This is a genomic window from Intestinimonas sp. UBA1698, from assembly GCF_002320075.1.
In the GTDB taxonomy this organism is placed as follows: domain Bacteria; phylum Bacillota; class Clostridia; order Oscillospirales; family Oscillospiraceae; genus Intestinimonas; species Intestinimonas massiliensis.
In genome coordinates this window covers 78,767-93,712 of record NZ_DCJO01000034.1, presented here as the reverse complement: position 1 = coordinate 93,712, position 14,946 = coordinate 78,767, and the positions used below count along the sequence as shown (strand labels likewise).

General features: G+C 60.5%; 13 protein-coding genes. 10 read left to right on the top strand and 3 right to left on the bottom strand.

Translation table 11 applies throughout. The features are described 5' to 3' along the window. Window positions 1-269 precede the first annotated feature (269 nt). Window positions 270-1,310 (top strand): LacI family DNA-binding transcriptional regulator, encoded by a 1,041-nt coding sequence (locus B3H64_RS08435; protein WP_050618959.1) that lies wholly within the window; start codon window positions 270-272, stop codon window positions 1,308-1,310. Between the two features lie 52 nt (window positions 1,311-1,362). Here the strand turns inward: B3H64_RS08435 and B3H64_RS08430 are convergent, their stop codons facing one another. From B3H64_RS08430 to fixA, 3 genes are all read right to left on the bottom strand, one after another. Then, window positions 1,363-2,913 carry an AMP-binding protein gene (locus B3H64_RS08430; protein WP_286734406.1) on the bottom strand — a complete coding sequence of 517 codons (1,551 nt, stop codon included), beginning with the start codon at window positions 2,911-2,913 and terminating at the stop codon, window positions 1,363-1,365. A gap of 163 nt (window positions 2,914-3,076) precedes the next feature. Next, window positions 3,077-4,000, bottom strand: a complete 924-nt coding sequence (locus B3H64_RS08425; protein WP_286734405.1) for an electron transfer flavoprotein subunit alpha/FixB family protein — start codon at window positions 3,998-4,000, stop codon at window positions 3,077-3,079. Window positions 4,001-4,022: 22 nt separating this feature from the next. Continuing rightward, entirely contained in the window at window positions 4,023-4,784 is a 762-nt protein-coding gene (gene fixA, locus B3H64_RS08420) for a putative electron transfer flavoprotein FixA (RefSeq protein WP_050618962.1), read from the bottom strand. A gap of 525 nt (window positions 4,785-5,309) precedes the next feature. On the opposite strand from fixA, the gene B3H64_RS08415 reads away from it, so the two are divergent. From B3H64_RS08415 to B3H64_RS08375, 9 genes are all read left to right on the top strand, one after another. Then, a complete protein-coding gene (locus tag B3H64_RS08415; RefSeq protein ID WP_286734403.1) occupies window positions 5,310-6,500 on the top strand; it encodes a CaiB/BaiF CoA transferase family protein in 1,191 nt (396 codons plus the stop codon). A 27-nt stretch (window positions 6,501-6,527) separates the two neighbouring features. After that, window positions 6,528-7,733: a CaiB/BaiF CoA transferase family protein gene (locus B3H64_RS08410; protein WP_256319013.1), complete on the top strand. Its 1,206-nt coding sequence runs from the start codon at window positions 6,528-6,530 to the stop codon at window positions 7,731-7,733. A gap of 26 nt (window positions 7,734-7,759) precedes the next feature. Beyond that, window positions 7,760-8,389: an MBL fold metallo-hydrolase gene (locus B3H64_RS08405; RefSeq protein WP_286734399.1), complete on the top strand. Its 630-nt coding sequence runs from the start codon at window positions 7,760-7,762 to the stop codon at window positions 8,387-8,389. A gap of 41 nt (window positions 8,390-8,430) precedes the next feature. Beyond that, window positions 8,431-9,210 carry an enoyl-CoA hydratase/isomerase family protein gene (locus B3H64_RS08400; RefSeq protein ID WP_050618966.1) on the top strand — a complete coding sequence of 260 codons (780 nt, stop codon included), beginning with the start codon at window positions 8,431-8,433 and terminating at the stop codon, window positions 9,208-9,210. A 76-nt stretch (window positions 9,211-9,286) separates the two neighbouring features. Next, on the top strand, window positions 9,287-10,423 hold the full coding sequence (locus B3H64_RS08395; protein WP_050618967.1) for an acyl-CoA dehydrogenase family protein: 1,137 nt from the start codon (window positions 9,287-9,289) through the stop codon (window positions 10,421-10,423). Window positions 10,424-10,465: 42 nt separating this feature from the next. Continuing rightward, window positions 10,466-11,605 carry an acyl-CoA dehydrogenase gene (locus B3H64_RS08390; RefSeq protein ID WP_050618968.1) on the top strand — a complete coding sequence of 380 codons (1,140 nt, stop codon included), beginning with the start codon at window positions 10,466-10,468 and terminating at the stop codon, window positions 11,603-11,605. Between the two features lie 73 nt (window positions 11,606-11,678). After that, on the top strand, window positions 11,679-11,816 hold the full coding sequence (locus tag B3H64_RS08385; protein WP_195892351.1) for a hypothetical protein: 138 nt from the start codon (window positions 11,679-11,681) through the stop codon (window positions 11,814-11,816). Then, complete coding sequence (locus tag B3H64_RS08380; protein WP_286734396.1) at window positions 11,813-13,426, top strand: sodium:solute symporter family protein; 1,614 nt, start codon at window positions 11,813-11,815, stop codon at window positions 13,424-13,426. Before B3H64_RS08385 ends, B3H64_RS08380 begins: the two co-directional genes overlap by 4 nt. 238 nt (window positions 13,427-13,664) lie before the next feature. Next, a complete protein-coding gene (locus B3H64_RS08375; protein WP_050618970.1) occupies window positions 13,665-14,936 on the top strand; it encodes an MFS transporter in 1,272 nt (423 codons plus the stop codon). The last annotated feature ends 10 nt before the right edge of the window (window positions 14,937-14,946 follow it).

Genomic DNA, 14,946 nt, shown 5'->3' with positions numbered 1-14,946 from the left:
GCTTTTCGACAGACTGAGAGCCGGAAAGTGAGCCTTCCCGGCCCAAAAGTGACGGTGGCAGACCGCTTGTCGGACACCATATCCTTTTTCTCCTTCTATAAACACCTCATACCGGCAAATAGCACCGATAGCACCTGTATAACACCAAATATCAGCGTTCTTCCATTGACAGACGAACTTTTTTCTTGTAATATTATAAAAATAGCGTAATGTCCCAGCGCTGTCCGCACACATCCCCTTCAGCAGCTGGTAGAAAGGGGAACCCTTGAGTGAGAGCTAGACCCACCATCAAAGACATTGCCGCGGAAGTCGGCGTTTCCCATACCACCGTGTCCTATATCCTCAGCGGGAACACCACCCAGAAGATATCTCCGGCGACCCGCAAGGCGGTGCTGGACGCAGCCAAGCGGCTGCAATATGTCCCCAACAGCGCCGCCCGCTCCCTGCGCAACAACAGCACCCACTGCGTCAGCGTCGCCATGGAAAAGGCCCTGACCAACACCCGTTTCAGCGGACTGCTCCAAGGCATCCGGGAAAGCCTTCAGGCCGAGGGCTACTGGATCATGCTGTTCGATTTCAGCACCAGCAGCCCTCCGTATCCCGACTTTCTGGAGAGCGTTCTGCAACGGCGCACCGACGGCATCATCTATATCTCCTCCGACGGATACCCTCCGGAAGAGCACTGCCGCCAGATGATCATCGACAACACCCTGCCCTTTGTGGCCTGCGACTGTTGCCCGGAGGAACCGGAGCTGGTCTCTGTGAGCTTTGACTATGAGCGGGGCGCCTTCGAGGTAGCCTGCCGCTTGTTTGGAGAGGGGGCCCGGCGCATTTTGTATTGGAGGCCCGACGTTCAGAGCCTCCAGGAGGGGTACCGGGAGCAGGGTCTGCGCCGTGCGGCGGAGCTCTACCCAGGAGTGGAGTTTTCCGTGTCTCTCCTGCCTTCCAACACCTGCGTGTGCACGAGCGACCGCCACTCCGACCTGAACCGGATATGCAGCCAGCACCTGGCCCAGGAGATCCTGCCGCGCATTGCCGACTTTCAGCCTGGGGATGCCGTAGTTTGTTGCTGGAGCGTCATGGTAAACCACCTAAACGCCGCCTTGAGCGGAAAGGGCAGGGGGCTGAAAATCGCCACCCTGTCCGACGCGGAGCCTCCTGTGGTGACGGACACGCAGATCCTCACCAGCCGCTCCAACTTCGTGCGGGGCGGGAAGGAGTGCACTGCCTTGTTGCTGCGCCAGCTCCGGGGCGAGTCTTGCAGCAGCGTGGTACTTCCCCCGGATATTCCCAGTTACATTAATTCTTGACCGGCCAAAAGACCGCCTGAACATGATGTTCAGGCGGTCTTTTAATGTCATATCAGCGAAGATGACTCTTTTTGATCTTTCCGGTGGCAGTCCTGGGGAAGTCATCCACAAATTCTATGATCGTGGGACGTTTGAATTTGGCCAGCCGCGGCGTGCAGTACTCTGTAATCTCATCTTTGGTCAGTACGCTGCCTGGCCGGAGCTGAACGAAAGCCTTGACCGCCTGATCCCGGATGGGGTCAGGCACTCCGATCACCGCCGCATCAGCAATATCCGAATGGGAGGTGAGCACACACTCCACCTCCAGGCTGCTCACGTTTTCCCCCGACCGTTTGATCATATCGCTGGAACGGCCGATAAAGTAAAGCCAGCCATCTTCGTCCAGATAGCCCCGATCCCCAGAGTGGAGCCAGCCGTCGGGATCAATGAGTCGGGCGGTCGCCTCCTCGTCCTTGTAATATCCCAGCACCAGCGAGCGCCCGGGGACTCCGTGGACGCAAATCTCCCCCACCTGGCCGGGGGCCAGCTCCCGGCCGCACTCGTCTACAATTTTGATGCAGTAGGATGGCGCGGCTCTGCCTACCGATGGCCAGCGCTTCTCCCCTGTCAGCGGCGCGCAGGTCACTCCGGATACCGTCTCGGTCATGCCATAGGAGTTGAGCAGGCTCACCCGAAACCGCTCCTCGAACCGCTCCTTCTCCTCGTCGCTCAGGCCCATGGAAAAATAAATCTGTTTCAGGCTGTGATCTTTCTCCCAAGGCTGAACTGCCTGCATCAGCATGGTGCGGTTCATCACGGACATGGTGTCGGTAAACTGCGCCCGATAACGGCAGACCTGCCCCCAGAAACGGCGGGCGCTATAATGCTCCACCATCAACAGGGTGCTTCCGGTGCAGATGACCGGCATGGCCGCCATCTCCTGGAAATCCATGTGATAGCAGGGCATAGAGCTGAGGAACCGATCTCCGTGTTCCATCCCCATCTGCATCACATGGATCAGCCCGCCGTAGACCACATTGCAATGGGTGTACATGGCCCCCTTGGGGTGACGGGTGGTGCCGCTGGTGAACAGAATCACGGCCAACTCGTCGCCCGTCACCGGCCGAACCTCCCGAAGATACGGCTCCTGGCGGGCCATCCCAGCCTCCAGTGAGATCACCCCCTCCGGCAGCGCCTCTCCGCCCCGGATGGAGATCAATTGCTCCGCCATGGGGCGCGGAGCGGACTCCAGGTACAGCGGCAGAGCACAGGGTTCCGTGATCACCCGCCGGATGCCGCACTTCTCCAGGATGTGGCGAACCTCCGGCTGCTGGTAATGTTCATTCAGCGGCACCGACACCGCCCCGATCTGGGCCAGCGCCAGCCAGCAGGTCAAATATTCCGGCGTGTTGTGCAAGTGCAGGGCCACCAGCTCCTGCCGGGCCACCCCCAGCTCCAGGAAAAAGTTGGCCGCCTGCTTCACCTTGCGATCCATCTCCTCATAGGTCCATACCGTTACCTGGTCGTCCACGGAGATATATTCCAAAAAGGGCGCCCGCCCATAGCAGCGTACAGTCTCATCCCACTGGCTGCGCAGGGTGCGGCTACCCACCATATCCGTCATAGCAAACCCACCTTTTATACCGCTGAGGCCAGAGCCGGTCGTCCTTTCATCGATTCCCCGGAAAATCATCCGGGAGCGGCCACACCATCGCCACCGCTCCCGTCCATGGGCGCATCTGCCAGGCCGCAGTCTTGGGGACTTCTGTATATATCCCGCCGACTCCTCAGGAAAGCTTTTCGATCAATGCAGGAACCACCTTATACAAATCGCCCACTACGCCGAAATCGGCGTTTTTGAAGATCGGCGCGGACTTATCCTTGTTCACTGCCACGATCACCCGGGACTTGTTAATGCCGCCAATGTGCTGAATCTGCCCGGACACGCCCAGAGCCACGATGAGCTCGGGCTTGACCTGGACGCCGGTGATGCCCATATAGTTGGACTTGGGGAGCCATTTGTTGTTCTCCGCCACTGGACGGGAACAGCCAACCTCCGCGCCCAGCGCAGCAGCCAGCTTCCGGCACAGCTCCAGATCCGCCTCCTGCGCCAGGCCCCGGCCCACGTCCACAATGCGCTTGGCCGCCACCAGGTCCACGCCGCCCTCCTTCTTCGGCGTACAGGCGATGCGCTTCAAGCTGCCTTGGGGGAGCCCCTCGAAGGGGGCGACAGCGGCCTGCGCCGGCTCCGCGGCGGCCTCGAATACACCGCCGCCCACCGTGAGCACACCGTAGGGCTTGGTGAATACCTCACTGCGCTGAGCCATACCGCCGTACACCATGCGGCAGCAGACCAGCTCCTCGCCGGATCGCTCCAGGGCGTTGACACTGGTGAGCACCGCGGTGTCCAGCAAGACGCCCAGCTTACCCGCCAGGCAGCGGCCACGGATGGTGTTGTTGACGATGACCAGAGCGGAGGCCTCCTTTTTGACCTCCTGGGCGACAGCGGCGGCATAGTCCTCCGGTACGGCTCCGTCGGAGGGCTGGCAATAGAGTAGGCGATCCGCACCGCACCCGGCGGCACCTGCCGCCTCGGCCTCACTGCCAAACAAAATGGCGGTGACCCGCGCTGCCACAGCCCCCGCGCCGGCACACAGCTCTGACAGGGCGGAAGCCTCATCGCTCATCACGAATATCGTCTGCATCGACATGATTTCCTAACCTCCCTTTCTATCAAAAGCCCTCTTTTTTCAGGAACCGAACCAGGGCATCCACGGCCTCCTCGCCGTCGCCCTCCACCAACTCTTTGCGGCGCTCCTGCTGTTGGGGTGCCAACTGCTGCAAGATGCGCAGGGAGGGCTCGCCGCCTCCTTGGCAGTCCAGCTTGTCCACGGGCTTCTTACCCGCCCGCATGATATCCCGCATGGCGGGTACAGAGGGGGTATTAATCTCGGAGGATACACTGAGCACCGCCGGCAGGGGAACCTCCAGCACCTCCACCTCGTCCTCCAAGGTGCGCTCTACCTCAAGGACGCCCTCTCCGGCGGGCTTGATGCCAGTGATATTGTTCAGGGCAGGCACGCCCAGCAGCTCACCCACCTGCACCCCAACCTCCTGGAAGTACAGGTCGCTGGAACCCATGCCGCACAGCACCAGATCATACTGTCCGATGGTTCCCACCGCCTCCGCGATGGCTTTGGCGGTCTGGAGAGAGTCCTGGAAGGGCTTGCCGTCATCCATGACCAGCTTCAGCTCGTCCGCCCCCCGGGAGAGAATATCCTTCTGGATCTTGCTGGAGCCCAGGGCCGCTTCGCTGCCAATGCTCAGGGCCGTCAGGGAACCGCCGCCTGCCGCCAGTTGCTTGCCGCTCTCCAGCGCGTTCAAATCATACTGGCTGATCTTCCAGGGCGTTCCGGCAAAATTCAGCTCCCGGCTGGACAGCACCTGGATTTCCTCCTCGTTGGGAACGACCTTACAACACACAATGATCTTCATCCTACCAACCTTCCTTCTACGTTTTCCCAGACCCAAACTGCCGTACAGGAGTACTCCAATGGATGAAAAAGCAAACTTCCCGGTCTGGTTTTTCGTTAAAGTAGACGCGCTCGGCTTGTTTTTGCACAATCCGCCTTTATCTTAGGCTAAATCATTTGGGCTGTCAACAGAAAAATAGGAGAACCCCAGCGCCGGATTTAAAAGCAGTTTTTCTACTATTTTTAATAAAATATCAATATTATTGTGTATTAATTAAAAAAACGTAATTTTATATATATTTTCACTTGTTTGCCGCCCCTCCATTTTTGGGGGGTTCTACAATTTTGATGTTAAAAATTTGGCAACATTGATGCTTGCGAATTTACCCTTGATTTGCTATCTTGTAATTGCACGTTAAAGTAGAGCAATTTACAATTTACAAGCGGATATATCCGGTTCGGTTTGTTGTTTTAGCGTGAAAGTTATTGGGGGAAGCCAATGCCGTCACCGGATGGATCGGAACAGAGAAAGGAGCGGCCTAATGCTATGAAACCACTGGCTTCACTGAGGATACTGGACCTGACTGACGGCAACCCCTATCCGGGCAGTCTGTTCGCCGACTACGGGGCCGAGGTGCTGAAAATCGAGCCGCCCGGTCGGGGCGATTCCATCCGCCGCCGGGGCACCACGGGGGCGGACGAGCCCGAGGGGCTTTACCAGAGCTATTATAACCGAAGCAAGAGGAGCGTGGCACTGGATCTCACCCGGAACGCCGGGCAGGAGATCCTGCGGCGGCTTATCCCCACCTGCGACATGCTCGTGGCCAATGTGCCGGAGTCACGGCTGGCAGCGCTGGGACTGGGCTATGAGCGGCTCAGGGAGATAAACCCCAAGCTGATCTACGGCGTGCTCACTCCCTTCGGAGAGGAAGGCCCCTGGAAGGATCTTCCGGACTATGATCTGATCGTCATGGCCCGCACCGGGCTGCTAGAGAAGACCGGCCTGCCGGACAAGCCCACCCGCATCGGCTCTCCGCTCTCTTATTATTACGGGGCCTGGCACCTCACCGCCGGGATGATGGCCGCCTGGCTGGACGCTCAGGACAGCGGGCAGGGCCGGAAGGTGTCTGTGTCCTGCTGGCAGGCCATCTGCTCCATCGACGACACCTATGTTCAGGGCCTCCAGGGGCTGAATGTCCTGCCCAAGCGCATCGGAAACGGCTTCCCCACCACCAACCCCACCGATACCTTTCAGTGCAAAAACGGCTGGTTCGCTCTGAGCATCGGCAGCGACGCTCAGTGGCTGGCCTTTGCCGCCGGAGCCGGGCGGGATGACTGGGGTGAGGGCACTGTCTATGCCCACGATCCGGCCCGATCCATGAAGCACTACTTCGGTGAGCTGGACGAACAGTTGCGGGACTACTTCCGCACCATCACCATTGAGGAGGCGGATCGCATCTGCCGGGAGGCCATGGTGCCCGGAGGGCCTTGCAATACCGTCCGGGAACTGATGGACGACGAGCAGGTGGCCGCCCGGAGCATGATTATTGAGGTAGACGACCCTGTTTGGGGCCGGGTGAAGCAGTTGGGCAAGCCTGCCAAATTTCTCCGGGATGACCAGGATGACGACGCGGCGGCCCCCGCCCCCGCCCTGGGCGCCCATACCGATCCAGTGCTGGCGGAGCTGGGGATGGAGGAACCAGAGATCGCGGATCTGCGCCGGCAGGGTGTGGTCTGAACATCGCTGGGAAAGGAGTGTTGACCTATGAAAAGAAGACTCCCTCTCGAGGGCATGAAAGTACTGGACTTCACCATCGCGCTGGCCGGGCCTTTCACCGCTTGGCAGTTGGCCGATATGGGGGCCGAAGTGTGGAAAATCGAGCGGGCGGGCGGCGGCGATCAGTGCCGGGCATGGGATCCCTTCCTCAACGATTTAGGCACCATGTTTGTATCTTACAATAAGAATAAAAAAAGTGTGGAAATGAACCTTGCCGCCCCGGAGGGCAAGGCTGTGATCTATGAGATGGCCAAGCAGGCCGATGTGGTCATCGAGAATTTTAAAAGCGGCTCCATCGACCGGCTGGGGTTGGGCTATGAAAAGCTAAAGGAACTCAACCCCAGGCTGGTATTCATCTCCCTCAGCGGCTTTGGAGCCTCCGGCCCGCTGAGGAAGCTGCCCTGCTACGATGCCATCGCGGAGGCCCGCAGCGGCTTTGCCGCCTCCAACGGCGATCCGGAGGGCCCCCCCATGAAGGCGGGCAACTGCATCGGCGACACCATCACCGGCCTGTACGGACTCAACGCGGTGCTCATGGCTCTCATCGACGCTCGCCGCACCGGGCAGGGCTGCCGCATCGACATGTCCATGATGGACGTGGGGATGCAGGCCTGTGAGGAGACCATTATGGACTTCAGCCTCCACGGCCAGGCTCAGGCTCGCTTCGGCGACCATGACCGCTTCACCTCCCCCTATGGGATGTTTGAGGCCAGGGACGGCTGGTGTGTCATCATCGCCGACACCGAAGCGCGGTGGCGGGCCCTATGCGGAGCGCTGGATCATCCCGAGTGGATGGACGATCCCCGCTTCAAGGATAACGCCTCCCGGGTGGCCCACAAGGATCATCTGGTAGAGGCCGTCACCTCCGCCACCGTCCTTCTGCGCCGGGCGGAGATCGAAGCCCGGCTGCTGGCCGTGGATGTACCCGCCTCGGCGGTGCTCTCCTTTATCGAGGCGTACACCTCCGACCATGCCAATCAGACGGGGCTCACCCAGTTGGTGGATCAAAAAAAGATCGGCCTGATGCGCTTCTATTCCAACCCCATCCGCTTTGACAACGAGACCATCCCCATCCGCCGGGGCGCTCCCCTGCTGGGGGAGGACACCACCCAGGTCTTGAGGGAGCTGGGCTACTCCCAAGCGGAGATCGACCAACTGTATGCGGATGGCGTGGTCGGCGCCAGCCTAATCTGACCTCTTGGAAAAAGGAGCGATGCCTGATGGAGATACGGCGCGTGGTGGCCGGGGAGTTCTTTACCAACTGCTATGTGGTGTGGGGCGGCAAGCCTGGGATCGCGGTACTTATCGACCCGGCGGACGACGCTCCCGGACTGCTCCGGCTGCTGGATGGCCTGGGGCTCATTCCGGAGGCCGTCCTGCTCACCCACGGGCACTATGACCACATTCTGGCGGTGCCCGGCCTGCAGGCGCGGTGGCCGGAGCTGCCTGTCTGGTGCCACCCCCTGGACGTGCCCCAGGCCCTGACCGAGCGGGACATGGGCCGGGTCTACCCCACTGTAGCGGCCTTCTCCAACCTGCGGCCTTTGGAGGACGGGCAGCGCCTCCACCTGGCAGGACTGTCCATCCAGGCGCTCCACACCCCGGGGCACACACCCGGCTCCGTCACCTTCCTGGTAGGGGACGCACTGTTTACCGGGGACACCCTGTTTCGCGGAGAGATCGGCCGTACCGACTTTGCGGGGGGCGATGACGAGCAGATGGCCTCCTCGCTGGCCCGTCTGGCAGCACTGGAGGGGAATCTCCGGGTGCTGCCGGGCCACGAGGAGGACTCCACTCTGGAGCAGGAGCGGCAAACGAACCCCTGGCTGCGGGTTGCCACGGAGATCTGAGTATCCACTGCACAATGATTTCAAATATGAGGTGAACCACTATGGAGATCAAAAAGAACGTTCTGACTGAACTGCGGGACGGCGTGTTGATCGTCACCCTCAACCGGGAGGAGCGGCGCAACGCCATCGACCCCGACACCGCCAACGAGCTGGAAGCTATCTTCAATCACGCCGAAAAGGATCCCGCCGTGGGCGCCCTCCTCATTACCGGCGCCGGGGAGCGCAGCTTCTGCGCCGGGGAGGATCTGGCCGCACTGGGAGAAAATGGTGAGTGTCTTACCGAGACGGAGCACGGCTTTGCCGGCATCACCGAGCGGCTGTGCCCCAAGCCCATTGTGTGCGCCTGCAATGGTACGGCGGTAGCCGGGGGACTGGAGATTGCCCTGGCCTGCGACGTGATTGTGGCCGCCGACCACGCGCGCTTCGGCCTTACCGAGGTGAAGGTGGGCCTGTTGGCCACCAGCGGCGGCCTGGTTCGCCTTCCCAAGCTCATCCCTGCCAAGATCGCCTCCGAGATGTGCCTCACCGGCAACCTCATCAACGCCCAACGGGCCTATGAGGTGGGGCTGGTCAACCATGTGGTTCCCAAGGAGCAGGTGATGGACAAGGCGATGGAGCTGGCCAAGCGGATGGCTGCCAACGCCCCCATCCCAATGCGGCTGGCCAAGCAGATCCTCCACATGGCCCCCCATACCTCTGTGGAAGACGGGATGCGGGTGTGCCGCTACATGGCCTGGAAGTACGTGGAGGGCACCGAAGACGCCAAGGAGGGCCCCCAGGCTTTTCTGGAGAAGCGCCCGCCCCAGTGGAAGGGACGCTGAATCCTGTTGGGATGGGCTCTCCGCTTTTGAGCGGAACGGGCCGCCAAAATAACTGAATTTATGGAGGAACGCAAGTATGGATTTCAAGCCGACTGAGGAACAGGAGCTGATGGTACAGGCCATCGAAGAGGCAATGACCCGGGAAAACCTGGAGACCTACTTTCAGGACTGCGACCGGGAGCACAAGCACCCCAAGAAGTGGTGGGATCTGCTGGACGAGCTGGGCTTGTTCAGTATGTTCCTGCCCGAGGAAGCGGGCGGCGACGGTGAAGGGGCCATCACCATGTTCCTGGTGATGGAGGCGCTGGGGCGCTGCGGCGGGCCCATCTATCTCTTCTGGGATCACGTGAAGGCCGACGCCCTGCTGGAAAATGGCACCAAGGAGCAGATCGACAAATTCATGCCCATGTTCTTTGAGGGCAAGCCCGCCTTCGCCCAGGGCTTCTCCGAGCCGAATGCGGGTACCGATCTGTCCCCCGCCACCATCTCCACCACCTACACCCGCCGCAACGGCAAGGTGTATATCAACGGTCACAAGCACTTCATCTCCGGCGCCCAGGACAGCGACTACTGTCTCACCCTGGCCAAAAACGCGGAGAACCCCGAGCAGCTCACCCTTTGGTTCGTGCCCACAAACGTACCCAACTGCAAGAAGGAGCCCATGGAAAAGATGGGCATCCACATGGAGAACGTCAACGACATCTGGTTCGATGAGGTGGAAATCGACGAGTCCGACATGTTCTCCTTCGAGGGCAACGGCCTGATGGCCACCAGCAAGGGCTTCGACTATGAGCGGCTGATCGATGCCTTCAACGCTTACGGCCAGGCCCTGTGCGCCTATGAGGACGCCTGCCGCTACGCCAACCAGCGGATCGTCAAGGGCCAGGAGATCGGCCGGCTCCAGCTCATTCAAAACCACATCATGGAGATGACCATGCGCATCGAGGCCATGCGCAATATGCTGCTCCACTACGCCTGGAACAAGGACAATGGGATGCTCACCCGGGCGGAGGCCTCCATCGCCAAGCAGTTCTGCTCCGAGAGCGCCAACATCGTGGTGGATCACGCCCTCCAGATCCTGGGCGGCATCGGCTTCTGCGGCAGCCGGGTCAGCCGCATCTACCGCGACCTGCGCATCACCCGCATCTCCGGCGGCACCGGCGAGATCCAGACCGTCATCGCCACCCGCCAAGTGCTCAAGAAGTACCGCTGAGCCCCAAGCCCCGAAAAGTCATTCGTAAAGGAGAGTTTTTCCGTGGAATTTAAATGGAACGACGAGCAGCAGCTCATGCAGACCATGTTCCGGGAGTTCGTTGACAAGGAGCTGCGTCCCATCGCCGCCGAGCTGGACGAGCAGGAGCGCTTCCCCTTCGAGCTGATCCCCAAGATGGGCGAGATCGGCCTTCTGGGCATTCCTGTCGCCGAGGAGTTCGGCGGTGTGGGTATGGGCACCCTGGAATACGTCATGGCGGTGGAGGAGATCTCCAAGGCCTGCGCCAGCACCGGTGTCACCATTTCCGCCCACACCTCCCTGTGCTGCTGGCCCATTGAGCACTTCGGCACCCAGGAGCAGAAGGAAAAATACCTGCCCGACCTGGCCACCGGCGAAAAGCTGGGCGCCTTCGGCCTCACCGAGCCCAACGCCGGCACCGATGCCGCCATGCAGCGTACTACCGCGGAGGACAAAGGGGATCACTGGCTGCTCAACGGCTCCAAGGTCTTCATCACCAATGGCGAGGTGGCCGACGTATACGTGGTGTTCGCCATGACCGACAAGGCCGCGGGCAACAAGGGCATCTCCGCCTTCCTCCTGGAGAAGGGCATGGAGGGCTTCAGCTTCGGCAGTCACGAGAAGAAAATGGGTATCCGCGCCTCCTCCACCTGCGAGCTGGTGTTCGAGGACGTGAAAGTGCCCAAGGAGAACCTGCTGGGCGAGCTCAACAAGGGCTTCCAGATTGCCATGATGACCCTGGACGGCGGGCGCATCGGCATCGCCGCTCAGGCATTGGGTATCGCCCAGGGCGCCATCGACGAGACGGTGAAGTACGTCAAGGATCGGGTCCAGTTCGGCCGACCCATCTCCAAGTTCCAGAACACTCAGTTTATGTTGGCAGAGATGCAAACCCGGGTGGACGCTGCCCGGATGCTGGTCTACCGGGCGGCCGCCATCAAGGACGCCGGGGAGCCCTATTCCTCCGAGGCGGCCATGGCCAAGCTGTTCGCCTCCGAGACTGCCCGTGAGGTGACCTGGCGGGCGGTACAGCTCTTCGGAGGCTATGGCTATACCCGGGATTACCCCGTAGAGCGCATGATGCGGGATGCCAAGATCACCGAGATCTACGAGGGCACCTCTGAGGTTCAGAAAATGGTCATCTCCTCCCGCATGGGCCTGTAAAAGCCTGTCCAACAATCTGACCCGGAGGGCGCCTTCCACCGGCGCCCTCCCTCACAGAAAGGAGCTCGATCAAGTGGGAGAGATCCTCTACTCCATCCTCATTGGCGGCTTCCTGGTTTTGTCCGGAATTTTCATGAACATCTATCTGCGGTGGGAGGAAAAAAAGTGGACTTCTGAGGACAAAGGGGAGCGGAACGGAGGCGGCGCATGAACGTCTTCTTCCTCGGCGTCATCGTCAGCATCGTAGTCTACCTGGTCGTGGGCCTGTTGGCGGGACGTAAGGTCAAGGATATCGACGACTATTACGTCAGCGGCCGCAACGCCCCGACCATCCTCATCGCCGGAACCCTGTTTGCCTCCATGCTGTCGGTCAATGGCTTTATGGGGGATCAGGGCTTCTGCTACACCGGAAATATCACCACTCTGGTGCTGCTCAACTCCATGTGCGCCTGCGGCTATGTGTTCGGTCCGCTGTTCTTCGGCCGCTACCTCCGCCGGTCTGAGTGCGGCACTATGCCCGAGTACTTCGGTGTCCGCTACAAGGATCCCCGCATCCGCCGTGTCGCGGGCATCATTACCATCATCTCGCTGACCGCTTACCTGCTGGCCTGCATCACCGGCGTGGGTATCCTCATGCAGGAGCTCACCGGGCTGAGTTACGAGCTATGCCTGTTCATCGCGTGGGCCTGTTTTACCGCGTTTACCTTCTATTCCGGCTCCAAGGGCGTTATCATCACCGATACCATGATGTTTATGGTGTTCATCGTGGCCGCCATTATCGCCGGGCCCTACATCTTCAACGCCCAGGGAGGTCTGGGCAGCCTGCTGGAGAACCTGATGAATAACCCCGCCGCCGCTGAAGGCCTGTTGGATTATCATGGCAACATCCCCGGCACCGGAGCGTCCGACGTGTTCGGCGCGGTGATGTATGCCGTCACCATGGGCATCATCTGGTTCATCACTGTAGGCGTCTCTCCCTGGCAGGCGGGACGCAACCTGATGGCCAAAAACGAGCACGTCATCTTCCGCGCCGGTGCGGTGGCCGCCGTGTGCACCACCGTGTTTCTGCTGTACGTAAACCTCATGTCCATCTCAGTCATCAATCTGGCTCCCAATCTGGAAGATCCCCAGCGGGTGCTTATCTGGGCGGCGTTCAACGTTATGCCCAAGCTGGTGGGTACCCTGCTGCTGGCCGGCATCATGGCCGCGGGGCTCTCCTCCGCCTCCACCTTCCTGTCGGTGGTGGGCTTCTCGGTGACCTCGGACATTTTCCCCGTAGCGTTCAAGGACGAGAAACATCAGCTGCACACCAGCCGTGTCATTATGCTGGCGGTAGGCATTGTCTCCCTCATCCTGGCCTATCTGGGCCTGGGCGGCGTGCGAGTGATCTCCTGGTTTGCCTCCACCATTATTGCCGCCTCCTGGCTGGTGCCCGGCGTGGGCAGTATTCTGTCTGGCAAGCTGTCCGCCACCGGAGCCCGGTGGTCCATGACGGCGGGCTTCTTGGGCTTCATCCTCTCGAAGTGTCTGGTGGGCTTCGGGGCAGGCCCCTTCCACAGCATCTTGATCAACTTTCTGGACCCCTTCTTCATCGGGCTGTATCTCAGCCTGGCCTTCGCGGTCATTGGCTCCAAGCTCCGCCCGGTGACGCCGGAGGAGTCCGCCTACCGGGGCAAGCTGCTTGTGCTGCCCCAGGGGGAGCGGGCGGCCCGTGAGTACCAGATCGACCGGCGTTACGGCTGGCTCCTCATCGTCATGGGGGTCCTTACAACCCTGTTTTTGCTGCTGACCTGGGCTCTGCCCTACAACGGCCTGATCTGACCGGCTCACATCTGCGTCGCGAAGAGGAATATCCCCCTTTTGCCGGCTGCCCCGCTGAGGAAGGCCCTTGGATGGGCGGTGGCCCGCCTGCCCGGCATGTGCGCCGAGGCGGAGCCCAACATGCTCATATTGGCCATTTACTCGGTATTGCCTTTCAGAGGGGGTAAGAGAGCAGAAGCGAGAGCCCGCGGCAATTCGGCCCAATCAAACAAAATAAAAAATTTTGGAGGAGTCTGTCATGAAGAAAAACAAAACCGCCAAGTTTTTGACCTTCATCCTGCTGGTTCTGGCCATGAACACCATCTACGTGCTGCCCTACCTCATGTACACCTATTATACCCCCCTCCAGGAGGCGATGGGCCTGGTGGGCCGGGACGCGGATTACGGCAAACTGCTCAATGTTTACGGTATCGCCAACGTGATTCTGTATCTGCCCGGCGGCTGGATCGCCGACAAATTTAACCCCAAGAAGCTGCTGGTCTTCTCCATGATCAGCACTGGCATCCTGGGCCTGTGGGAAGCCACCTGGCCCAGCTACTCCATGCTTATGCTCATCCACGTGCTGTGGGCGGTCACCACCGTGCTCACCTTCTGGTCCTCCTCCGTCAAGTGTGTCAACCTGCTGGCCGACGCCGATGAGCAGGGCAGCATGTTCGGCAGCCTGGAGGCCATGCGCGGCGTGGTGGGCCTCATTGTCACCACCATCTGCGTGGGTCTGTTCAACCTGTTCCGCTCCGATAGTTCCAAAGCCATGGGCTCCATCGTGGCCGTGGTATCCGTCATCATGATCGCCGTGGGCATCGCCCTGGCTCTGCTCATGCCCAAGTTCAACAACCTGCATGCCACCAACGACTCCCTGCTCGACAGCATCAAGGCCATGGGCGTGGCCTTCAAGCTCCCCATCACCTATGTGCTGGCCGGCCTCATCTTCTGCGGCTCCATGACGTACGCATCCTCCAGCTACTACGCCCCCTACCTCCAGAAATTCTGCGGCATGCCCACCGAGATCGCCGTCACCTTCACCAACTACCGGGCCATTATTTGTCAATTGATTGCCGCCTCCCTCGCCGCCGTGCTGGCCGCCAAGCTGAAGAATTCCAGCCTGCCCATGATCGGGGCCGGCATCGTGGGCATCGTGTGCTTCGTGGGCATGACCCTCGTTCCCGCCTCCGCTGCCGTACTGTGGCCCGTGATGATCCTCACCATCGTCGCCTCCATGGCCGTGTATTTCTTCCGCGCCCTGTACTACGCCACCGTGGACGAGAGCGGCACCCCCAAGAACGTCGTGGGCAGCGTCATCGGCATCGCCTCTCTAATCGGCTTCCTGCCCGACACCTTCTACACCTCTCTGTGCGGTAAGTGGCTGGAGGCTGACCCCACCGGCACAAGCGGCTACCAAAAAATATTTATTGCCGCTTGCTGCGCCATGGTGCTGGGCTTGGTGTGCTCTTTCTTGGCTGAGCGCCTCATCAAGAAATACCGCAGCTCCGCTTCCGCCTCTGCGAAGTAATCCCCGTCCC